Genomic DNA, 21,319 nt, shown 5'->3' with positions numbered 1-21,319 from the left:
GCTTCCGTCTCGGGAGGAGACTGTACCGGATTAGTGGGTCTTCTCGGCGGCTTGCGCCTCGATCTGCTTGGCCTCGGCGGAAGCCGAGCTGATCGCGATCTTGCGGGGTTTCAACTCCTCGGGGATGTTGCGCTTGAGATCGATGTGGAGCAGGCCGTTCTTCAGCGTCGCGCCCACCACGTCGACGTGGTCGGCAAGCTGGAAGCGGCGCTCGAAGGAACGCGAGGCGATGCCGCGATAAAGCAGCTCCGAGCCTTCCTTGTCGCCCTCTTCCTTGCGCTCGCCCTTGACGGTCAGCACGTTGCGATGGGCCTCGATCGAAATCTCGTCATCCGAGAAGCCGGCAACGGCCATTGAAATCCTGTAGGAATTCTCGCCGGTGCGCTCGATATTGTAGGGCGGATAGGTCTGGGCGCCTTCCGGCTGGGCCAGCGAATCCAGCATGGTGAAGAGCCGATCGAAGCCGACGGTCGAACGATAGAGCGGGGAAAAGTCTACATGACGCATGATGTGTTCTCCTGTTGAGCAACAAGTTTTGCGTTTGGCCCATGGCGCGACCCGGGAGGCGTCTGCTTGGGACCAGCGACCCCGAGATCGGCGGCCGCAACAGTCATTTGGGAACCGCGAAAAGCCGATTCAAGACTTCTTCGGACCTCTTTTCATGAACGCAGGATGAACCACGCCTTCGGCGATCATTCAGACAGGATCGCTTAAAAAGGATCCCGAAACGATCGGCGGCGCCGAAATGGGCCGCGCAAAGTCCGAGCCGGGTGTAACGTCCCTTCCTCCCGGATCGACAGGGGCCGGAAGCGCGCAGTCTGCGGCTTCCGGCCTCGCTCGTTCCGGCAGCGCTCTTGTCCTCATGGCGGCGAGCCGCTTTGCTTTTGCCGGATTTGCTTCTATCACGATGCAAATGCCCACGCATGCGGGCGCCCGAAACCCAGCCGAAGCGCCGAATGACGGACGTCCTCTACGAGACCCCAGGCAATCCCATCCCCGAGCACAGCGCCGGCGGCTATTTTACCGCGCGCGACGGCAAGAAGATCCGCTATGCGCGCTTTGCCGCCACGGCCCGCCCCCTCAAGGGCACGGTCGTGATCCTGACCGGGCGCAACGAGTGCATCGAAAAATATTTCGAGACCGTGCGGGACCTGCAAAAGCGCGGTCTGGGCAGCGTGGTCATGGACTGGCGCGGCCAAGGGGGCTCGGATCGGCTGCTGCGCAATGCCGAGCGCGGCTATGTCAGGCGCTTCGACGATTACGTGGACGATCTCGACCGCCTGTTCGGGGAGGTGGTGCTGCCCGATTGCCGTGGCCCCTATTACGTGCTCGCCCATTCCACAGGCGCGACGATCGCGCTGCTGGCCTCGCCCACGCTGGTAAACCGCGTGCGGCGCATGGTGCTGCTGACGCCGTTCCTCGGCCTGGCCGGCCAGCCCGTCGCCATGCGCACCGTGCGCCGGATCACTTCTCTGCTCTGCTGGCTGGGGCTTGGCCGGCTCTATGCCACCGGCGGCCCCCGCCGCAAGCAGACGGCTTCGTTCGAAAGCAACACGGTGACCAGCGACGCGGACCGCTACCGGCGCAACACCGCCATCTACGAAGCGCTTCCGAAGCTCGCGCTGGGTGGTCCTTCCATCCGCTGGCTCCATGCCGTGGCCGACGCCGCCGAAAGGATCGGCGATCCGGATTTCATGGCCCGCAATCTCATCCCCACGCTGATCGTCGCGGCCGGCGCCGACCGCGTCGTCTCGACCCGCGCCATCGAAACCTATGCGCGGCATATGCGGCTGGGTTCGCTGCTGACGGTGGAGGGCGCGCGCCACGAGCTGTTGCAGGAAGCCGACCTCTACCGCGAGCAATTGCTGGCGGCATTCGACGCCTTCATCCCCGGCTCGGAAGACGGCGCGGAGGAACCGCCGCAAGGACACGCGGACGCGGCCGAGCCGCGACGCCAGGCGGGCTGAGCCGCCGCGATTCGCGGCCTCTCGGTCGGCGCCAAACTATCCGCGCAGCGCAACCATGGCGGCCGCGTGCAGCTCCGGCGTGGCGGCGGCGACGATATCGCCGCCCAGTTCCGCCGGACCGCCCTCGAACGTGGTGACGACGCCGCCCGCCTTTTCGATGAGGGGGATCAGCGCCACGATGTCGTAGGGTTTCAGGCCGGGATCGGCGACGATATCGACATTGCCGGCGGCCAGCATGGCGAAGGCGTAGCAATCGGTGCCGTAGCGGGCGAGCCGCACTTCGTTCTCGAAGCGATCGTAACGTTCGCGTGCCGCGCCGTTGAACAGGGCCGGCGTGGTGGTGAACAGCGTCGCGTCCCCGATGCGGGTGGTGTCGCGCGTCTTCAGCCGCCGCGGACCGCCCGGACCTTCGTAATACGCGCCGGAGGCGTTGGCGTAGAACAGCTCTCCGGTGAAGGGTTGCGACATCATTCCGGCAACCGCCTCGCCGTCCTCCGTCAGCCCAACCAGCGTGCCCCAGGTGGGCAGGCCCGAGATGAAGGCGCGGGTGCCGTCGATCGGATCGATGACCCAGACATGGCGGCTGGTGACGTTCTCGCTGCCATGTTCCTCGCCGAGAATGCCGTGATTTGGGAATTCAGATGAAATCAGGGCCCGGATCGCCCGCTCGGCCTCCTGGTCGGCCTCGGTCACCGGGTCGAAACCGCCCGCCAGCTTGTTGGCCACCGTAGCCTGGCTGCGGAAGCGCGGCAGGGTCTCGGCGGCGGCGGCCTCGGCGATGCGCCGCATGAAATCGATCGAGATATCCAACATCGTCTCCCGGAAATATTGCAGAGGCCGGCGGCCCCAACGGCTCATAGCAAAACCGTTGCGTCCGCGCCATGTGCGGCGCGCCGGTTCCGCCTATTCGGCCGCCATTGGCAGGTCGAGGAAATTGTGGTCGGGCAGCGCCATCAGGTCGGCCGCCAGCCGGGTCATGTCGTCGGCCAGCGCGTCGAAGCCGGAGCTTTTGGTCAGGGTGCGCTCATCCATGTAAAGGCCGCGATTGACCTCGATCTGCAACGCATGGAGGTGCCGCGCCGGGCGTCCGTAGTGCTCGGTTATGAAGCCCCCCGCATAGGGCTTGTTGTGCGCGACGGTGTAGCCCATGGCCGAAAGCAGACCGGTCGTCGCCCTTGTCAGCGCGGCCGATGCCGAGGTGCCGAAACGGTCGCCGACGATGAAGTCCGGCCGCACCCCGGAGTCGCCGACGCGCACGCCGGCCGGCATGGAATGGCAGTCGACGAGCACGGCGAAGCCGAACGCCGAATGCGTCTCGGTCAGCAGCCGCTTCAGCGTCTCGTGATAGGGCTTGTAGACGGTCTCGATGCGGTCGAGCGCTTCCCCGAGCTGCAGGCGTCCGGCATATATGTCCAGCCCCTCGCCGACCACCCTGGGCACCGTGCCCAGCCCGCCCGCCACCCGCGCGGAGCGGATGTTGCAATAAGGCGGCACCGGCTGGCAGAACATGCGGGGATCGAGTTCCCACGGCTCGCGGTTCACATCGAGATAGGCGCGCGGGAAATTGGCCACCAGCATCGGCGCGCCCAGCGCCACCGCCCCGCCGAACAGTTCGTCGACGAAACAGTCCTCGGACCTGCGGATGGCGTTGCGGTCGAGCTTCGTCATCGCCAGGAAACGGTCTGGATAATGCCGGCCGCTATGGGGCGAATTGAAGACGAAGGGCACGCGCTGCTCGCAGCCCGCGCGGATCTCGAAAGGCGGAACGACCGCGAAATCCTCCACCGCCGAACTCAACGCGAACCCGTCCATCCACCATAGTCGATCATGCCCCGAACCTGCCATCGCCGGGGTCCCGTGTCCAGCGCTTCGGCGCCCGGGAGCGCCGCCGGCCACGACCATTCACTTGATGTTTACCCTCCCCCGCTCATATACAGCATGGTTAACGAGGTTGTTCGGGGAGCAATCTCGCAAGGCTGATTCGGACGGGACAAAATGGCAAGGATTCTTCTGGCGGAAGACGACGACGACATGCGCCGCTTCCTGGTCAAGGCGCTTGAGCGCGCCGGCTACCAGGTGAGCGATTTCGACAATGGTGCGAGCGCCTATGAGCGCCTGCGCGAGGAGCCTTTCTCCCTGCTGCTGACCGACATCGTCATGCCGGAAATGGACGGCATAGAACTCGCCCGCCGCGCCACCGAGATCGATCCCGACCTCAAGGTGATGTTCATCACCGGCTTCGCGGCCGTCGCCCTGAACCCCGATTCGAAAGCGCCCCGCGACGCCAAGGTCCTGTCGAAGCCCTTCCACCTGCGCGATCTCGTCAACGAGGTCGAGAAAATGCTGCACGCGGCCTGAGCGGCCGCGAGCGCCGGCACGTCCGGCGCGTTCCTCCGCGACGGCCGGATTCGAGGGCTTTCAAAAAAGCCTCTGTCTTTCCCTTTTGCCGCTATTGACGCGCCGGAGCAAAAGTGGTGTATGCGCGGCGTCGGATGGGCGTGTAGCTCAGCGGGAGAGCACTACGTTGACATCGTAGGGGTCACAGGTTCAATCCCTGTCACGCCCACCATTCGGCCCTTTGAAATCATTGATGCATTTTTGCCACCCGGCCGCAGCCGAGCAGGCAATCCATCGATGATCGCTGGTTTGGACTACTGAGCCGGCATCTGCGGCGGGGCAAAGACGATGAATGGCGTCTTAGGCGCCTGGCCTGGCTTGACGAAGTCGGGGGCAGGCTCTCCTGGCGAACCCAGGGATTTCACATACTGATAGAACGACCGCAATTCATCGTCGGTCATGGCGTGCAGGGCATACCATGGCATGGGGGGCCGCGCGTTAAACTCGTGGCCAAATCGAACGAACTGCGCCTCGTCCATCTTGGACAGAACAAGGCGCAAATTGGCAGGATAGGTCGTGCCCCATGGCCCTTGGAACCCGACATGAGAGCCTATCAGCGCCTTTGCGGGATCGATCTGGCCGCCGCTCTCCGCAAAGCCCTCGGTGTGGCAGTCATGACAGCCGCTCGTGATAGCGATGCGCGCCCCTTCCTTCACGGACACGTCGCCGGCCGCCGTGGCGGCAGATGCAAAAAATATCGCTCCGATCGCCATCCCAATTCTTAGCATTGTCCCCTCCTCAAGCTTGGCGAGGATGGCATTGTGGAAATTTCGCGCGGCCAAGATCAATAAGGGCGCCTAGTTCAATAGGCAGATCGTATATTATCAAATGGTTGGATAGCAGCCCGACGGTGCGTGTTGCAGGCGTGAGTTGCCGCAATATACCTGTCGCGATCAACGCGGATGCTGGAGGCCGGACGACCGCCCGTTTCGGCTCCGGGCCGAACGGTTCGCTCAATCCATGTTTCGGGATGTCTCGGCGGCGACGGCGAAGTGGCGCATCAGCACGGTGGCGAGGTCCTCCTCGATGCCGACCTTCTCGATCGCCTTGGTCATGCATTTCAGCCAGAGATCGCGCATTTCCGGCCCGATCGGCACGTGCTCGTGGATTTCCTTGAGCCGCGAATGGCCGTGCTTCATCACGTAATGCTGCGGCCCGCCGAGGAACCCGCTGAGATAGTTGAACTGCTCCTCGCGCGAATGGGCGACGCCGAACCCGCGCAAATGCAGGAGATGCAGTTCCCGGGCTTCCTCGTCCTGCTCGATGACGTCGTAAAACGTCTCGACCAGAGCGCGAACGCCCTCTTCCTCTCCGAGCCGTTGATAGAGCGACTGCTTCTTCCGTGCGGCAATATCCACGGCAGACCTCCATAAAACGGAGACCACTCTACCAGCAAAACATCTATTTGCGAGTCATATTTTATCCCAGAGGGAAAAAAAGCTTCTCCCAGTTAAAGCCACTCTGAAACAGGTTTTCGGCATCAGTCGGCCCGTGCCGCCTGCGCCGCCCTGAGGCTCTGCGCATAGACGTTGATGATGAGGGCGACGAGAAGGATGATGCCGCGAATGAGGATCTTCAGGAAACTGTCGATCTCGATATGGTCGAGCCCGTTGTTGAGCACGCCCAGGATGAAAAGGCCGATGATGGTGTTGCCGATCCCGCCCCGGCCGCCGAAAAGGCTGGTGCCGCCGACCACCACGGCGGCGATGGCGTCGAGGAGATAGCCGTCGAACTCGTTCTGCTGGGCGCTGCCGAAATAGGCGACGCCGAGCATACCCGCCACGCCAGCGCAGACGGCGGAAATGACCAGCACCGCCGCCAGCACGCGCTTGACGTTGACGCCGGAATATTCCGCCGCCTCGCGGTTGCCGCCCACCATGTAGACGTAGCGCCCGAAGCGCGTGTAGGTCAGGACCACATGGCCTGCCAGGAGGAAAAGCGCCAGCACGATCACGATCCACGGAATGCCGGCTATGGAGCCGGAGCCGAGCGTGCTGACGAATTTGGGCACTGCGTAGATGATCTGCCCCCGCACCAGAAGGGCGCAGATGCCGGCGGCGATCTGCATCATGGCGAGCGTCATGATGAAGGAGGGAATGCCGATGACCGTCAGGCCGAAGGCGTTGACGAGGCCGAGCACGGTGCAGGCGGCAAGCGCGAGCAGGATGGCCGCCCAGCCCGGCAGCGGCACGTTGGCGATGTTGACGTAGGATTCCTGCACCGTGAAATAGGCGACCGCTATCCCGGCGACATTCGCGATCGCCGCGAAGGACAGGTCGATTTCGGCGCACAGGATGACGAAGGTGAGGCCGACGGCCATGATGCCGGCGACCGAAATCTGCGTCAGGATGTTGTAGGCGTTGTCGACCGTCAGGAAGGACGGGCTGGCGATGCTGAAGAAGACCAGAAGGGCGATCAGCGTCGCGAACGGGGCGATGTTGCGCATCTGGTGGCGCACGAAGGTCCAGGCTGTCGATGATCCGTGCCGGCCGGGAGACTGTTGCGCTAGGCCCATCGTGCGGTTCCTCTCTCAGGCGGCTTCAAGCAGCTGATCCTTGCTTATCGTGCGGTCGGCGAATTCGCGCACGATCCGGCCCCGCTTCATCACCAGGATCCGGTCGGCGAGCGACAGCACGGTCTCGGGTTCGGCCGAGACCACGACGATACCGAGGCCCTGGTCGCGCAGCGACCGCACGATCTTGACCACGTCGTCCTTGGCCCCGACATCCATGCCGCGCGTCGGCTCGCACAGCACGAGCACCTTCGGCGGATAGGTCAGCCATTTCGCGAGCGCCACCTTCTGCTGGTTTCCGCCGGACAGGCCGGCAAGCAGCGCCCTCACGTCGGGTGGCCTGATGTTCAGCGCCTCGACCTGTCTGCGCGCGATATCCCGCTCCACGCCCGGCTTCACGAGGAGGCGCGCGATGCGGCCCAGAATGCTGATGGAGACGTTCTTGAACACGGGCTCCTGGTAGAACAGCATCGAGCGGCGGCTTTCCGGCACGAAGGCGACGCCTGCCCGCCGCGCCGCGGCCGTGTTGCGGAAGCGCACGGCCCGTCCGTCGACGGTGAGTCCCCCGGCCGTGGGCGCAAGCTTGCCGAACAGGGTGCGGGCCAGTTCGAGCTGTCCGCATCCCATGAAACCGTAGACCCCGAGCACCTCCCCGGCGCGCACGTCCAGCGACACGTCGCCGAAGGCATGGCCCTGCCCCAGCTCGCGGACGGACATGACGACCGGCGCGTCCGCATTGCCCGCCAGCGAGATGGTGCCGGTATAGGTTTCCTCGATGGTCTCGTGGCCGCGGCCGATCATGCGCTCGATGACCCAGCTCTTGTCTATGCCGGAGGCCGCTTCCGTCACCACGCGCCGGCCGTTGCGGAAGATCGTGACCGTGTCGGAAACGGACAGGACATCGTCGAGGAAGTGCGAGATGAAGATGACCGAGCGGCCGCTGGCGCGCACGCCGCGCAGCACCTCGAACAGCCGGCTGACCTCGGGCGGCGAAAGCGCGGAGGTCGGCTCGTCGAGGATGACGATGCGGGCGCCGGAGAAGAGGACCCGCGCCAGTTCGATCAATTGCTGCAGGCCGATCGGCAGCGACCCCATCGTCGTTCTGGGATCCACGTCGATGCCAAGGTTCTTCAGTTGCTCGCGCGCGCCGGCCTCCATCGCCTTCCAGTCGATCAAGCCGCCTTTGACCGGCTGCTGGCCGAGATAGACGTTCTCGGCGACGGAGAGGTCGGGAACGACACTGAGTTCCTGGTGAACCATGCCGATCCCGGCCTTCAGCGCATCGCGCGCCGAGCGCAGCCTGACCTCCTGCCCGTCCAGAAGCATGCGTCCACGGTAGTCGGTGTGCACGCCGGCAATGATCTTCATGAGCGTGGACTTGCCCGCGCCGTTCTCGCCGACCAGCCCGTGGATCTGCCCTTCCAGCAGGTCGAAATCGACGTCGCGAAGCGCCGCGACGCCGCCGAACGACTTGGAAATGCCCTGCATGCGCAAACGCGGCGCGCCGCTGGGGATGGCCTCGCTCTCGTCCATGCTGCTCACCTGTCCGCAAAAGCGGCCGGAGCCGGTACGGCCCCGGCCAGCAGGTTGAGGGGTCAGATCAGGAAATGGTTCTCCATCCACAGCATGCCGGCCGCATTGCTTTTGGTGACGACCGGGCCGTCCGCGACGACGTTCTTCGGAATGCCGCCCTCGCCGGTCTTCTCGCCGCCGGTGACCGCCGCGACGCCCGCTATGATTGCGCCGCCATGGATGCGGCAGGACGGGTTGCGGACGGTGGCGAACATGCGCCCGTCGGCGACGGCGGAAATGGCCGGCGGCATCGCATCGCAGCCGCCGATCTTGATGTCGGTGCGGTTGTGCGCCTTCATGACGTTGTAGGCAGCCAGCGCCATGTCGTCATTGTGGAAATAGGCGGCGTCGATCTTCGGATATTTCGTCAGATAGGTTTCCCACAGGCGGGCGGTCTTGGAAACGTCCCAGTCGGCCGGCTGCGTATCCAGCACCTCGATGCCCGGAAACTGTTTCACCACCGATTCGAAACCCTTGGCGCGGCCTTGCGCGCCGGTATGGCCGAGCGCGCCCTGGGTCATGATGACCTTGCCCTTGCCGCCGATCGCGTTGACCAGCGCCTGGGTGACGGAAGCGCCCATGAACTCGTTGTCGGGAGCGATGAAGGAGTGGATGTCGATCTGGTCGAGCGGGGCGATCAGCGTGTCCATGTCGATGACGGGGATGCCCGCATCGATCATCTTCTTGACCGGCTGCGTCAGCGTGCCGATGCCGAAGGCCTGGATGGCGACGAAATCCCACTTCTGCGAGGCCATGTTGTCGATGGCCGCACGCTGCTTGACCGCGTCGAGTTCACCGTCGAACCAACTGACTTCGACGTTGAAGAGCTTGCCCCAATATTCGGCGGCCTGCTTTCCCTGCGCGCACCATGTGGCCTGGAGTCCGGCGTTGGAAAAGGCTGCCTTGAGCGGCTTTTCCGACCGCCCGGCCGCGGCGGCAAGGGCCTCGCTGATGCCGAACCCGCCCAGAAGGGCAGCCGCCCCGCCAATGGAAGCGCCTGCCAGGAAATCACGCCGATTTGTGCCTGCTGTACCTGCCATTGTCTCCTCCCTGTGCAACCTGCCCGTCCAGGCAGGGCAAGGGAGTATGCAGGCGTTTTGGAAGTGCGGCAATCCAGCGTTGCGGAGCCTGGCCCGCCATGGGCCGCGGCCCGGATCACTGCCCGGCGGCAGCCGCCTAATATTCTTCCTTCTGGGGCAGGCCGTCGGTCAGGTCGTAGAAATCCGCTTTCGAACCGACGAAGATATGGCCTTGCAGACGCAGCCCCGTCGGCCGGTTGAGCGTTCCGAGCGTGACATAGACCTCCTCGCCCGAATCGGCCTTCCAGAACAGATTGCCGCCGCAGCGCGAGCAGAATCCGCGCTGGGCGTTTTCGGAGGACCGGAACCAGGTCAGCTTGTCGGTGCCGGAGATGACAAGGTCCTGCGCCCGGCACGCCGCCGTCGCGGCGAAATTGCCGCTCGCGCGCGCGCATTGCGAGCAATGGCAGGCAGTCGCCCCGGTGAGATCGCCTCGCACCTCATAGCGCACGCCGCCGCATAGACAGTGACCCGTATGCATGAAACTCCCCTGAGCCAATTCCGGCAGGGGATTAGGCGGGCAGACAGCGGCCGGGTCAATGGTGACGATCGTCACCTTGCCGGGCCGCAGCCACGCGACCGGATTCCGGCATCTGGGAAAAAGGAGGGGCCCGGCCGCGAGGAACTTCTGGGGGAAGGTATCGGCGGCCGGGCGGCTGCGTGTGCGGAGCAGCGTCCGAACCTTAGACGAAAAACTTTCTGCCCGTGCCACCCGCCAGGGTGGATTTTTGTATCCGGAAGGGAAGACGGGATTTACAGGCAGGGTAGGCTTCGCAAGCCATGGAAGTGGTTGCCGGTGGCTGCCGGCTGCGGCATGGTAGGCCCTTGGCAACGCTGCGCTCCGAACCCGACCCGCCGGGGATTTGCAGAACCGCCGCGTGAGAGTGGAGTTGGGGTATGAAGCGATCGAGGCCGACGATCATGCTGGCAATTGTCGGCGGCATGGCGTCCGGATGCGCGTCTCCGTCCATAGAGCGGGTGACATTCCCCCCCACAGACAAGGCTTCCCTCGTCACGACGGACCAGCTTCTGACCGGCGCGGTCCTGCAGGGGCGCGTGGAAGGACTGTCGTGCCAGAAAGGACCTTTCGACAAGCTGCCGAGCCAGGACGACGCCACCGACCGCATGAGGGAAGAAGCAGCCAGCATCGGCGCCACCGGCATCTACCACGTCAGATATCTGAAGGGAGGCATCAGCCTCAGCCCGCATTGCTGGCAGAGCGTGACCGCGGTCGGCATCGCCTACCGGATGGAGAAGTGAGCCCCGGGCTTGCCGAACAGGGCCGCGTGGTCAGCCCATCCTGAGCGCGATGACGCCCATGACGATGCCGAGCGCGGCCGCGCCGCGCCAGGCCGTCATCTTCTCGCCCAGCGCGAACACCGAAATCAGCATGGCGAACAGGATGGAGGTTTCGCGCAGCGACGCCACCGATGCAATCGGCGCTTTGGTCATCGCCCACATGACGATCCAGTAGGCGGCACCGGACAAGGTGCCGGTGAGGAGCCCTGCTTTCCAGTCCCGCGCCAGCAGCGGCAGCGATTGCGGCCCGCGAAAGACGATGCAAAGCACCAGCGCCAATGCCCCGTCGCTGACGAACAGCCACACGGCATAGCTCGAGGCCGTGGCCGCAAGCCGGGCGCCGCTGCCGTCGGAGAGCGTATAGCTGGCGATGAAGACCGACGTCGCGAGCGCAAACGCCACGGCGCGCAGGTTGAACCTTTCCAGATGCGCGCCACCGCGGAACGACATCACGAAGGTTCCGATCGACAGCATCACGATGCCGGCCAGTGCCAGCGGCGCGGGCACCTCTGAGACGACGAATATGCCGCCTAGCGAAGAGAGCAGCGGCGCCGTGCCCCGTGCCAGCGGATAGATCTGCGCGAAATCGCCGGCCTGATAGGCGCCGATCAGGCAGGTCCGGTATCCGACATGGAAGAGCACGGAGGCGATGATGAAGGGCCAGACCTCCGTCTTCGGCATTTCGACGAAAGGAACCGCCAGCAGCGCCACCGCTCCCATGCCCACCGTCAGCAGGGTGATCGACATGAACCGGTCGAGATGCACCTTGACCAGCGCATTCCAGATCGCATGCATTGCGGCGGCCGACAGCACGGCGAGGAAGACGGCAGGAGTCATGCGCGGCCCCCTTGGCTGGTCGCCAGCGGCGTTTCGAGATCGATATCGATCCGCAACGGGAAATGGTCCGAGGCGCCCTCGGCCGTATCCGCGCCCACCGCCCGCACCCGAGCGGCCAGCGAGCCCGTCACGAAGCAGTGGTCGAGCCGGCGCAGAGCCGGACGGCCTGCGATCGTCTTCTCATGCGTGTGGAAATCCGTCGTCTCCGGCGCCACTGCGGCGGCGTCGACCAGGCCGTCGCGATAGGTCGCGCCCGGATGGTAAGGCGTGCCGCCGCCGACGATGCGACGATATTCGGCGCTGCCCGGCTCGCAATTGAAGTCGCCCATCCAGATCGCCGCGGAGGGGCTTTCAGGCTCGGAGCCGCCATTCGTCCAGTCGCGCTCAGGCTCGTCGTCGCTGCCGCTCCACGGCCCGCCTTCCAGCGGGGCGCAACGATGCCGGTCGAGCAGGTAGTCGATCTGTTCCAGCCGTTCCTCGACGCCGACATGGGCGAGGTGCAGAGACAGGAAACGGATCGGCCCGGCCGGGGTTTCGATCATGCATTCCAGCGCCGCGTTGCGGGTGTTGAGCGGCCGCGCCATGCGCCGCATCGGCAAGGCATGCAGGCGCGACCACACGATGGGCAGCCTCGAAAGCAACATCGTGCCGAACTGCCTGCGCCGGTTGACGAGACGTCCGCCCTCGCGCGTGCTGGCATCCATGTCGAAGGCCGGACCGTAGACCCAATGGTAGCCGGGCAACAATTGCGAAAGCAGCGCCGGCTGGTCGTCGTCATTGGTGCGGCGCCAATGCCGCTCCACTTCCTGCAGGGCGATGATGTCGGCGCCCGCGACGACCCGTGCGCTGCGTTTGAGATCGTAGCGGCCGTCGGCCCCGAAACCGTATTGGATATTGTAGCTGACGAGCTTCACTGCTTACCCGGCTCAGTTTTCGGGCACGGCAGTAACCGTTCGCGGGCGACCTTGCAATGTGCAGCGTCGCTGCCGCGGCTTGGGCCAGACGGACCGGTCCTGTCAGTGGAGAACCAGCACGTCGCCCGACGAGAAGCTGATCTCGGCCTTGTCGCCCACCTTCGGCGGCGGGGTGGCGGAATTATTGAACGTGTCGAGCGACACGACGCCGCTGCCCACCCCCACCCGCACGCGGATGACGGAGCCGAGGAAATGCACGTCGGCGATCTCGCCTGACAGATGGCTGTCATTCCCGGCGCGCGCTCCGAGCGCGAGCGCCTCCGGCCGCAACGCCAGCGACAGCACGTCGCCGGCCTTGGCCCCGTTCAGCGATCCCTTCTTCAGCGAGACGTTGGAATCGCTGATCTTCACGGTCGCGGTCGCCGGGTCCACCACCGTGCCGTCCAGCACGTTCAGCGTACCGACGAAATTGGCCACGAACCTGGTCGCCGGCTGGTTGTAGATCTCGAACGGCGCGCCGACCTGCTCGGCCCTGCCGTCGTACATCACCACGACGCGGTCCGACATGGAGAGCGCCTCTTCCTGGTCGTGGGTGACGAAGATGGTGGTGATGTCGAGCTTCTTCTGGATGGCGCGGATTTCCTCCCGCAGCGAGATTCGCACCTTGGCGTCGAGCGCGGAAAGCGGCTCGTCCAGCAGCAGCAGCTTAGGCCGCGGCGCGAGCGCGCGCGCCAGCGCGACGCGCTGCTGCTGGCCGCCCGAAAGCTGGTAGGGATAACGTGCGCCATATTCCTCCAGCTTGATGATGGCCAGCATCTCCTTGACGCGCTGGTCGATGTCGGCCTTGGCGGCCCCGGCCACCTTGAGGCCGAAGCCGATGTTCTGCGCCACCGTCAGGTTCGGGAACAGCGCATAGGCCTGGAACACCATGCCGATATTGCGCTGGTTCGGCTTGAGGTTGGTGACGTCCTTGCCGCCGATCAGGATGCGCCCGGCCGACGGCTCCTCGAACCCGGCGACCATGCGCAGCATCGTCGTCTTGCCGCAGCCCGAGGGACCGAGGAAGGAGACGAACTCGCCGCGCGCGACGTCGAGGTTGAAGTCCTTGACCACCGTGGTGGCGCCGAACGCCTTGCGGACACCCTGGATGCTGAGGAAGGTTTCGGACATGGGTTCTTTCGGTTCAGTTCGGGTTGTTGGCCGATTTCGGCGCGAAACGGGACAGGACCTGGATCACCGCCATGCAGCCCCAGGTGATGGCGAAGGCGATCACCGCCAGCGCGGCCGGCTCATAAGCGCGGTTGGCGCCGATGTTCTGCAGATAGGGTCCGAAGGCGGGCCGGTTGAGCAGGCTGGCCATGGTGAACTCGCCGATGACGATGGCGAAGGTGAGGAACGCGCCCGACAGCACCGCGATCAGCACGTTGGGCAGGATGATGCGCGAAATGATGGTGGTCCAGCCGGCGCCGTGAACCTGCGCGGCCTCCGTCAGCGTGCACACGTCGATGGTGCGCAGGCCGGTATCGACGGCGCGGTACATGTAGGGCAGCGCCAGCGTGGCGTATCCGATCATGAGCAGTACATCCGCGCCGCGGTTCGTCGCCAGGAACGGCAGCGGCGAGGACGAACCGTACATGCGGATATAGCCGAACACGATGACGATGGCCGGGATGATGAGCGGCAGAAGCGTGATGAACTCCACCACCGGCCGGATCTGCGGCAGGCGCAGCCGGATCCAATAGGCGGTCGGCACCACCAGCAGCACGCCTATGACAATGGTGAAGCAGGCGACGACGGTCGAATAGAGGAAGGTTTCCTGGAACCGCGCATCGCCCAGCACCACGCGGTAGGCATCGAAGGAATATTCGCCGCGACGCATGCGCAGCGAGAATTCCAGCGTGCCGATCAGCGGTATGAGGAAATAGGCGGCGCCGAGGACGAACGTCACCCAGGCCCAGATACGGCGGCGTTTCATTTCAGCCACCTCTCGCTGCGCGTGCGGAACCAGATGTAGAAGGCATTGGCGACGCCTGTCACGAAGATCATGCCGAAGGCCAGCGCATAGCCCAGATGCGGATTGTGCAGCACGTCGCCGCGAATCTGCGCATAGAGCAGGATCGGCACGATATTGAGCGACGAACCCGTCAGCGCATAGGCGGTGGCGATGGCCCCGAACGAATTGGCGAACAGCAGCACGAGTGTGCCGAGGAAGCTCGGCCACAGCACGGGAATGGCGACCATGCGCCAGTACTGGAACTGGGTGGCGCCGAGCGTCGCCGCGGCCTCGCTCCATTCCCTTTTGAGGCCGTCGATGGCCGGCGTGATGATGACCACCATCAGCGGGATCTGGAAGAACAGATAGGTCAGCGTCAGGCCCGAGAACGACAGGATGTTGAAGCCCGCCGCATAGATGTTGATGCCCAGCCAGTCGCGCAGCAGGATCGTCATCAGGCCCAGCCGGCCGAGCGTGGCGAGGAAGGCGAAGGCCAGCGGCACGCCGGCGAAATTCGAGGCCACGCCCGAAAAGGTCATCGTCGTGGTGCGCACCCAGCCCGGCAGCCCGCCGCGCACGATGGCGATCGAAATGGCAAGCCCGGCCAGCGCGCCGAGAACAGACGATGCCAGGCTGATGCGGATCGAGATCCAGTAGGCCGCGATGATCGACGGCTGGAACAGCGCGCCGATGTTTTCGAGGGTGAATTGGCCCTGATTGTTCTGGAAGGCCCCCACGACCAGGTAGAAGGTCGGGAAGATGAGGAACATCAGCGCGAAAATGAAGAAGGGAGCGACGCCCAGCCACTGCAGGGGCAGGCGCATGCCGCCGGTCCGCGCCGGCGGAACGGAGTTCCGGGCTGCGGCAGGATCGGTGATGGCGGCGTCGGTCATATGGCGGAACCCGTAAGAAGCCGGGCGGCCGCAAGGCCGCCCGGAAACGCGATGCTTACTTGACGTTGGCGCCGACCACCGAGTCCCAGTTCTTGGTGATCTCGTCCTTCGCCTTGCCCTGGTCTTCCAGCGTCGGGAACACGGCCTTTTCGTAGGCGGCAGCCGGCGGCAGCTTGTCGAGCAGATCCTGCGGGATCTTGCCGTTCTTGGCGAGATCGTTGAAGCGGATCGGGTGGCAATAGCCCTTCAGGTAGCCGAGCTGGCCCTCGTCGGAATAGAGATATTCCATCCACAGCTTCGCCGCGTTCGGATGCGGCGCATAGGCGCTGATCGCCTGCACGTAGACGCCGGCCACGACGCCGGACTTCGGCACGACGACGTCGACCGGCGGGTTGTCCTTGAGATTGTCGCGGCCCGAAAGGGCGTTGTAGTCCCAGTAGATGATGATGGGCGTCTGGCCCTGGGCCAGGGTCGCGGCCTTGCCGATGACCGGCACGAAATTGCCCTTGGCGTTCAGGTCCTTGAAGAAGGCCAGCCCCTTCTCGGCTGCCGAGGCGGCGTCCGTGGCGCCCGAGCCGAGGCCGGCGGCGTAGACGCCCTGGATGGCCTGGTTGGATGCGCGCGGGTCGCCGGCCAGAGCCACGGAATTGGCATAGTCCGGCTTCAGCAGGTCGGACCAGTCGGCCGGCGGGGTCTTGACCAGGTCCTTGTTCACCATGAAGGAGAGCACGCCGTAATAGTCGCCGTACCAGGAGCCGTCGGCGTCCTTGGCGCTGTCGGGGATCGAATCCCAGGTCGACACCTTGTAGGCCTGGATCAGGCCGTCGGTCTTGGCCTGCGGACCATAGGAGAGACCGACGTCGATGACGTCGGGGGCCTGCGGGCCCTTGTTGTCCTTGTTGGCCTTGATCGCTTCGACTTCATCGCTGGAGCCGGCGTCCGGATTGAGTTCGTTGACGGTGATTTCCGGATACTTCTTCTTGAAGCCGTCGATCAGCGCGCCGTAGCCGCACCAGTCATGCGGCAGCGCGATGGTGGTCAGCTGGCCTTCCTTCTTCGCCGCGGCGACCAGTTCGTCCATCGACTGCGCCGAGCCGATGGCCGTGGTGGTCAGAAGCGCCACAGCGGTGAGGGACAGGATCTTCCCCGCGAAATTGAACATGTGTCTCTCCGTTGAACTGACGCCTCCCCGGCGCCTGCGATGCGGTTACCGATACTCAGTGACAGTCATGTGAAAGAAGAAGCACCTCCCAAGCCTCCGTCCCGCAGCCGGAAACTAAACTACTTTTCCGGCAAACTGGCAATCTCCCCGCCTTCGCTTTGCCGCGTAAAATTTCACTTCAGGCAAGGCGTCTTTCGTTCTGGTTCAAAATCGCGGGCGAAACGCTAGAGGGTTCCCTCGAGAGCGGCGCCCAGAAGCGTCTGAGCAGCCTTCTTGGTGAGCTTGACCGGATTGCCGCCGGCAGTCGGGTCGACCACCGCCATGTCGGCGATGAGGCCGGCGCGCTTCTTGTCGATTTCCAGGCCCTTGATCAGGTCCGGCAGCGTGTTCGGCACCTTCAGTTCCTTGCGCAGTTTCAGGATCGCCTTGGCGAACCCGTCATAGCCGCCCTTGATGCCGCAATAGGCCGCGAGACGAACGATCTTGTCCTCGATGGCGTCGCGGTTGAAGGCGAGCACGTAGGGCATGAACACGGCGTTGGTCATGCCGTGATGGGTGTCGTAGAGCGCACCGATCGGGTGCGACAGCGAATGGATCGCGCCGAGCCCCTTCTGGAAGGCGGTGGCGCCCATGGCGGCCGCGCTCATCATATGGGCGCGCGCGACAAGGTCCTTGCCGTTGGCGAAGGCCTTGGGCAGGTTCTCGAACACCAGCCGGATTCCTTCCACCGCGATGCCGTCCGCCATCGGGTGATAGCCCGGCGCGCAATAGGCCTCCAGGCAATGCGCCAGCGCATCCATGCCGGTGCCGGCGGTGATGAAGGGCGGCATGCCCACGGTCAGTTCCGGATCGGCGATGACGATCTCGGGCAACATCTTGGGATGGAAGATGACCTTCTTGGTGTGGCTGGCCTCATGCGTGATGACGCCGGCGCGTCCCACTTCCGAGCCGGTGCCGGCGGTGGTGGGAACGGCCACGATCGGCGCGATCTTGGCGGCGTCGGCCCGCGTCCACCAGTCGCCGATGTCCTCGAAATCCCACACCGGTCGCGTCTGCCCGGCCTGGAAGGCGATCAGCTTGCCGAGGTCGAGCGCCGAGCCGCCGCCGAAGGCGATGACGCCGTCATGCTTGCCCTTCTTGAAGGCCTCGATGCCGGCGGCGAGATTGGATTCCACCGGATTGGGCTTCACGTCGGAAAAGACGCCGTAGGGCAGCTTGGCGTCGTCGAGGAGCTTCAGCGTCGAGGCCACGACCGGCAGCTTGGCCAGGCCCGGATCGGTGACGAAGAGCGGCCGCTTGATGCCGACAGCCTCCAGCACCTCCGGCAGTTCCTTGATGCGGCCAGCGCCGAAACGCACGGTGGTGGGGTAGTTCCATTTGGAAACGAGTTTGGTCATGGGGAGGTCTTTCAGCGGGATATTGAAGTGGCGGTAGGGGCAGCGCCGTCCCGGAAGCCGCTCTTCGCTGCCTCGGCCGGGATGACGCCAGGCATCAGATCGTCTCGCGCAGATGATAGCTCTTCGGGCGGGTCAGGTTGTCGTAGCCGATGGCCGACAAGGCCGCGCCCTTGCCGGTGTCCTTCACGCCGGTCCACACCAGCGCAGGATCGAGATAGTCGCAGCGGTTCATGAATACCGTGCCGGTCTCGACCCGGTCGCCGATGGCGACGGCGTGGTCGGTGTCGCGGGTCCAGATCGAGGCGGTGAGCCCATAGGGGCTGTCGTTCATCAGCGCGATCGCCTCCTCGTCGTTGCGCACCTTCATGATGCCGACGATCGGCCCGAAGCTCTCCTCGCGCATCACGCTCATCTGGTGGTCGACATTGGTCAGCACTTCCGGCGCCAGATAGGGCGAGCCGGCGACGTCCTTGTCCACCTTCATGTTGATGTGCGCCGCGGCGCCCTTGCGCAGCGCCTCGGCCTTCTGCTCGCGGATCAGGTCGGCGAAGCGCGCCTGCGCCATCGGCCCCATCGTGGTGGCCTGCTCGAGCGGGTTGCCCAAGACATAGTTCTTCGTCTCGGCGACGAAGCCTTCGACGAACTCGTCATAGACCTTCTCGTGCACATAGACGCGTTCGATGCCGCAGCAGCACTGGCCGGAATTGAAGAAGGTGCCGTCCACCAGATTGGCCACGGCATGGTCGAGCCTGGCGTCCGGCAGCACATAGGCCGGGTCCTTGCCGCCGAGTTCGAGCCCCAGCGTCATGAAGGTGCCCGCCGCCGCCTTTTCGATGGCGCGCCCGCCGGCGACCGAACCGGTGAAATTGACATGGTCGATCTTGCCGGAGCCGAGCAGTTTCTCGGTCTGGGCGTGGTTGAGCACGACGTTCTGGAACACGCCCCTGGGCAGGCCGGCCTTCTCGAAGGCCTGCGCGAAACGCTCGCCCACCAGCAATGTCTGTGCAGCGTGTTTCAGGATGACGGTCGAGCCCGCCATCAGCGCCGGCACGATGGTGTTGACGGCCGTAAGATAGGGATAGTTCCACGGCGCGATGACCATCACCACGCCGAGCGGCTCCTTCTTCACATAGCGGCGGAAACCGTCCTTCGGGTTTGAGGCAAGAACCGGCTTCAACGCCTGCTCGGCGATTTCGACCATATAGGAGACACGCTCCTTCACGCCGCCGAACTCGCCGCCGTAGCGCACCGGGCGCCCCATCTGCCAGGCGATCTCCGGCACGATCTCGTCGCTCATGCCGACCAGCGCCTCCAGCATGGCCAGCATGTATTTGCCGCGTTCGGCGATCGAGGTCTTCGCCCAATCGGCCTGCGCGGCGCGTGCGCGCTCGACCGCCGCGCTCACCTGCGCGTCCGTGGCGATTGGCCGCTCGGCATAGATCGAGCCGTCGATGGGGGATTTGAGTTTGACGGTTTCAGTCATGCTGTTGTTCCTAATATCTTAATCCAACACCACCGACGGCAGCCCAAACCAAACGGATTCAACGTCTGGATCGGGCGCGCCCGGAGCGAGCCATTTGTCAATTACGTTTGTGATGATCTCTTGATTGGCCGTTCCATACCGATGTTCTATCACCCATTTGCCATCTTGCCCCGTAATAGGCACAGCGCCACGAGCCAAGAGATTCGAGAGTGCTTCGGCAGTGAACGCTTCAAGGTCCTGACCGTTAAAACCGAAATCATGACGCCCGTAGGGTATAATCTGCCACAAGCCCACTGCATCTATAGCCAGTTCATTTGGCATGAGCGACAGCCACTCATCCACGGTATGCGAACTAAAGCGATCACGACGCGCCCGGTCCAAACTAGTACCTCTCGAAGCCGCGATGCAGCTCCCAGTCGGTGATGCGGCGGTCATATTCCATCTGCTCCCAGCGCGCGGTGTGGACGTAATGATCGACCACCTCCTCGCCGAAGGCCGTCTTGAGCATTTCCGAACCTTCCATCGTCACGATGGCGTCGCGCAGCGTCTTGGGGATTTCCGGCAGTTCCGCCGCCTGATAGGCGTCGCCGACGAAGGGCTTCTCCAGTTCCAACTTCTCGTCGATGCCGGCAAGTCCCGCCGCGATCAGCGCCGCGAAGGCGAGATAGGGGTTCAGGTCCGCGCCGCCGATGCGGCATTCCATGCGGATGCCCTTGGTGCCCTCGCCGCAAAGGCGGAAGCCGGCGGTGCGGTTGTCCTCGCTCCACATGATCTTCGTCGGCGCGAAGGTGCCCGCCTGGAAGCGCTTGTAGGAATTGACGTAGGGCGCCAGGAACCAGGTGAAGTCCTTGGCGTATTTGAGTTGCCCAGCCGCCCATTGACGGCCGAGCGTCGAAAGCGTCCAGGGCGCGTCCTTGTCGAAGAACAGCGGCGTCTTGCCGTCGGCGCTCCACAGCGAATTGTGGACATGGCTGGAATTGCCGGCCAGGTCGTAATTGTACTTGGCCATGAAGGACACGGCCTTGCCTTCGATGTCGGCGATCTCCTTGGCGCCGTTCTTGAGAAAGACATGGCGGTCGGCCATCTCCAGCGCTTCGGCATAGCGCACGTTGATCTCTTCCTGCCCGGGCCCCCATTCGCCCTTGGAGTTCTCGATCGGGATGCCCGCCGCATGCATGTCGTTGCGCAGGCGGCGCATATAGCCTTCTTCCTTGGTGGTGATGCCGATCAGGTAGTCGCCGATATAGGGCGACGCGGTGGCGAGCCCCTGCCAGCGCTTGGCGCGCGCCGTCTCGTAGGTTTCCGAGAACAGGTAGAATTCCAGCTCGGAAGCGAAATAGGCGAGATAGCCGCGCTCCTGCAGCCGCTTCACCTGCTTCTTCAGGATGGCGCGGGGCGAATGCGGCAGGTCGGCGTGGTCGTGATGGTCGAGCACGTCGCACAGCACCAGCGCCGTCTTCTCCAGCCACGGCACCGAACGGATGGTGGAAAGGTCGGGCTTGAGCACGAAATCGCCATAGCCTTTCGACCAGCTCGCCACCTTGTAGCCCGGCACCGGTTCCATATCGATATCGGTGGTCAGCAGGTAGTTGCAGCCATGCGTCTCGTCATGCGCGGATTCGACGAAGAACTGCGCCAGGAAACGCTTGCCGATAAGACGGCCCTGCATGTCGGCGGCACAGGCGAGCACCGTGTCGATCTCGCCTGCCGCGACCGCCTTCCTCAACTGATCGAACGAAAGATTTCCGGCCATTGTCGTCTCCGCCGCGCCTGCGGCCGCTTGCTCGTTTCAACAGGTGGGCCCAGCCGCAGGA

At 64.4% G+C, this 21,319-nt stretch carries 22 protein-coding genes and 1 tRNA gene; 4 read left to right on the top strand and 19 right to left on the bottom strand.

Going from position 1 to position 21,319, the window contains the following annotated elements:
- Window positions 1-30: 30 nt before the first annotated feature.
- On the bottom strand, window positions 31-507 hold the full coding sequence (locus QU595_RS20590) for an Hsp20 family protein (RefSeq protein ID WP_315925357.1): 477 nt from the start codon (window positions 505-507) through the stop codon (window positions 31-33).
- A gap of 449 nt (window positions 508-956) precedes the next feature.
- Between QU595_RS20590 and QU595_RS20585 the strand changes: the two genes are divergently transcribed.
- Window positions 957-1,967: an alpha/beta hydrolase gene (locus tag QU595_RS20585; protein WP_315925355.1), complete on the top strand. Its 1,011-nt coding sequence runs from the start codon at window positions 957-959 to the stop codon at window positions 1,965-1,967.
- 36 nt (window positions 1,968-2,003) lie between these two features.
- Here the strand turns inward: QU595_RS20585 and hisN are convergent, their stop codons facing one another.
- Both hisN and QU595_RS20575 read right to left on the bottom strand, forming a co-directional pair.
- Window positions 2,004-2,777: a histidinol-phosphatase gene (hisN, locus tag QU595_RS20580; RefSeq protein WP_315925354.1), complete on the bottom strand. Its 774-nt coding sequence runs from the start codon at window positions 2,775-2,777 to the stop codon at window positions 2,004-2,006.
- Between the two features lie 93 nt (window positions 2,778-2,870).
- Window positions 2,871-3,812 (bottom strand): N-formylglutamate amidohydrolase, encoded by a 942-nt coding sequence (locus tag QU595_RS20575; RefSeq protein ID WP_315925352.1) that lies wholly within the window; start codon window positions 3,810-3,812, stop codon window positions 2,871-2,873.
- A gap of 150 nt (window positions 3,813-3,962) precedes the next feature.
- On the opposite strand from QU595_RS20575, the gene cpdR reads away from it, so the two are divergent.
- Window positions 3,963-4,325, top strand: a complete 363-nt coding sequence (gene cpdR, locus QU595_RS20570; RefSeq protein ID WP_018429348.1) for a cell cycle two-component system response regulator CpdR — start codon at window positions 3,963-3,965, stop codon at window positions 4,323-4,325.
- Between the two features lie 136 nt (window positions 4,326-4,461).
- Window positions 4,462-4,536: transfer RNA gene (locus tag QU595_RS20565), tRNA-Val, on the top strand.
- Window positions 4,537-4,618: 82 nt separating this feature from the next.
- On the opposite strand, the gene QU595_RS20560 is transcribed toward QU595_RS20565, so the two are convergent.
- The 6 genes from QU595_RS20560 to QU595_RS20535 form a co-directional block, all read right to left on the bottom strand.
- Window positions 4,619-5,152 (bottom strand): hypothetical protein, encoded by a 534-nt coding sequence (locus tag QU595_RS20560; protein WP_315925340.1) that lies wholly within the window; start codon window positions 5,150-5,152, stop codon window positions 4,619-4,621.
- 165 nt (window positions 5,153-5,317) lie between these two features.
- Window positions 5,318-5,722 carry a group II truncated hemoglobin gene (locus QU595_RS20555; protein WP_315925338.1) on the bottom strand — a complete coding sequence of 135 codons (405 nt, stop codon included), beginning with the start codon at window positions 5,720-5,722 and terminating at the stop codon, window positions 5,318-5,320.
- A gap of 122 nt (window positions 5,723-5,844) precedes the next feature.
- The gene (locus QU595_RS20550; RefSeq protein WP_315925336.1) at window positions 5,845-6,879 is read right to left on the bottom strand and encodes an ABC transporter permease; all 1,035 of its coding nucleotides are present in this window, start codon (window positions 6,877-6,879) and stop codon (window positions 5,845-5,847) included.
- A 15-nt stretch (window positions 6,880-6,894) separates the two neighbouring features.
- Window positions 6,895-8,409, bottom strand: a complete 1,515-nt coding sequence (locus QU595_RS20545; protein ID WP_315925334.1) for a sugar ABC transporter ATP-binding protein — start codon at window positions 8,407-8,409, stop codon at window positions 6,895-6,897.
- A 62-nt stretch (window positions 8,410-8,471) separates the two neighbouring features.
- Window positions 8,472-9,488, bottom strand: coding sequence for a sugar ABC transporter substrate-binding protein (locus tag QU595_RS20540; RefSeq protein WP_315925333.1), 1,017 nt, complete (start codon window positions 9,486-9,488; stop codon window positions 8,472-8,474).
- 136 nt (window positions 9,489-9,624) lie between these two features.
- Window positions 9,625-10,008 carry a GFA family protein gene (locus QU595_RS20535; protein WP_315925331.1) on the bottom strand — a complete coding sequence of 128 codons (384 nt, stop codon included), beginning with the start codon at window positions 10,006-10,008 and terminating at the stop codon, window positions 9,625-9,627.
- A gap of 416 nt (window positions 10,009-10,424) precedes the next feature.
- Between QU595_RS20535 and QU595_RS20530 the strand changes: the two genes are divergently transcribed.
- Window positions 10,425-10,787 (top strand): hypothetical protein, encoded by a 363-nt coding sequence (locus QU595_RS20530; protein ID WP_315925329.1) that lies wholly within the window; start codon window positions 10,425-10,427, stop codon window positions 10,785-10,787.
- Between the two features lie 30 nt (window positions 10,788-10,817).
- On the opposite strand, the gene QU595_RS20525 is transcribed toward QU595_RS20530, so the two are convergent.
- From QU595_RS20525 to QU595_RS20480, 10 genes are all read right to left on the bottom strand, one after another.
- Window positions 10,818-11,663, bottom strand: a complete 846-nt coding sequence (locus tag QU595_RS20525) for an EamA family transporter (protein ID WP_315925327.1) — start codon at window positions 11,661-11,663, stop codon at window positions 10,818-10,820.
- The gene (locus QU595_RS20520; RefSeq protein WP_315925325.1) at window positions 11,660-12,577 is read right to left on the bottom strand and encodes an endonuclease/exonuclease/phosphatase family protein; all 918 of its coding nucleotides are present in this window, start codon (window positions 12,575-12,577) and stop codon (window positions 11,660-11,662) included. Before QU595_RS20520 ends, QU595_RS20525 begins: the two co-directional genes overlap by 4 nt.
- Window positions 12,578-12,679: 102 nt before the next feature.
- Window positions 12,680-13,747, bottom strand: coding sequence for an ABC transporter ATP-binding protein (locus QU595_RS20515; protein ID WP_315925323.1), 1,068 nt, complete (start codon window positions 13,745-13,747; stop codon window positions 12,680-12,682).
- Window positions 13,748-13,760: 13 nt separating this feature from the next.
- Window positions 13,761-14,552: an ABC transporter permease gene (locus QU595_RS20510; protein WP_315925321.1), complete on the bottom strand. Its 792-nt coding sequence runs from the start codon at window positions 14,550-14,552 to the stop codon at window positions 13,761-13,763.
- Entirely contained in the window at window positions 14,549-15,394 is an 846-nt protein-coding gene (locus tag QU595_RS20505; RefSeq protein ID WP_315925710.1) for an ABC transporter permease subunit, read from the bottom strand. The genes QU595_RS20510 and QU595_RS20505 overlap by 4 nt, the downstream gene beginning before the upstream one ends.
- Before the next feature lie 124 nt (window positions 15,395-15,518).
- Window positions 15,519-16,625: an ABC transporter substrate-binding protein gene (locus tag QU595_RS20500; RefSeq protein WP_315925319.1), complete on the bottom strand. Its 1,107-nt coding sequence runs from the start codon at window positions 16,623-16,625 to the stop codon at window positions 15,519-15,521.
- Between the two features lie 224 nt (window positions 16,626-16,849).
- The gene (locus tag QU595_RS20495) at window positions 16,850-18,022 is read right to left on the bottom strand and encodes an iron-containing alcohol dehydrogenase (protein WP_315925317.1); all 1,173 of its coding nucleotides are present in this window, start codon (window positions 18,020-18,022) and stop codon (window positions 16,850-16,852) included.
- A 94-nt stretch (window positions 18,023-18,116) separates the two neighbouring features.
- A complete protein-coding gene (locus QU595_RS20490) occupies window positions 18,117-19,505 on the bottom strand; it encodes an aldehyde dehydrogenase family protein (RefSeq protein ID WP_315925315.1) in 1,389 nt (462 codons plus the stop codon).
- 18 nt (window positions 19,506-19,523) lie between these two features.
- On the bottom strand, window positions 19,524-19,826 hold the full coding sequence (locus QU595_RS20485) for a hypothetical protein (RefSeq protein ID WP_315925313.1): 303 nt from the start codon (window positions 19,824-19,826) through the stop codon (window positions 19,524-19,526).
- A gap of 61 nt (window positions 19,827-19,887) precedes the next feature.
- Window positions 19,888-21,258 (bottom strand): glutamine synthetase family protein, encoded by a 1,371-nt coding sequence (locus QU595_RS20480; protein WP_315925311.1) that lies wholly within the window; start codon window positions 21,256-21,258, stop codon window positions 19,888-19,890.
- Window positions 21,259-21,319 lie beyond the last annotated feature (61 nt).

Source organism: Mesorhizobium sp. SP-1A, assembly GCF_032460275.1.
Classification (GTDB): Bacteria; Pseudomonadota; Alphaproteobacteria; order Rhizobiales; family Rhizobiaceae; genus Mesorhizobium.
This window is presented reverse-complemented; position numbering and strand designations above follow the sequence as displayed.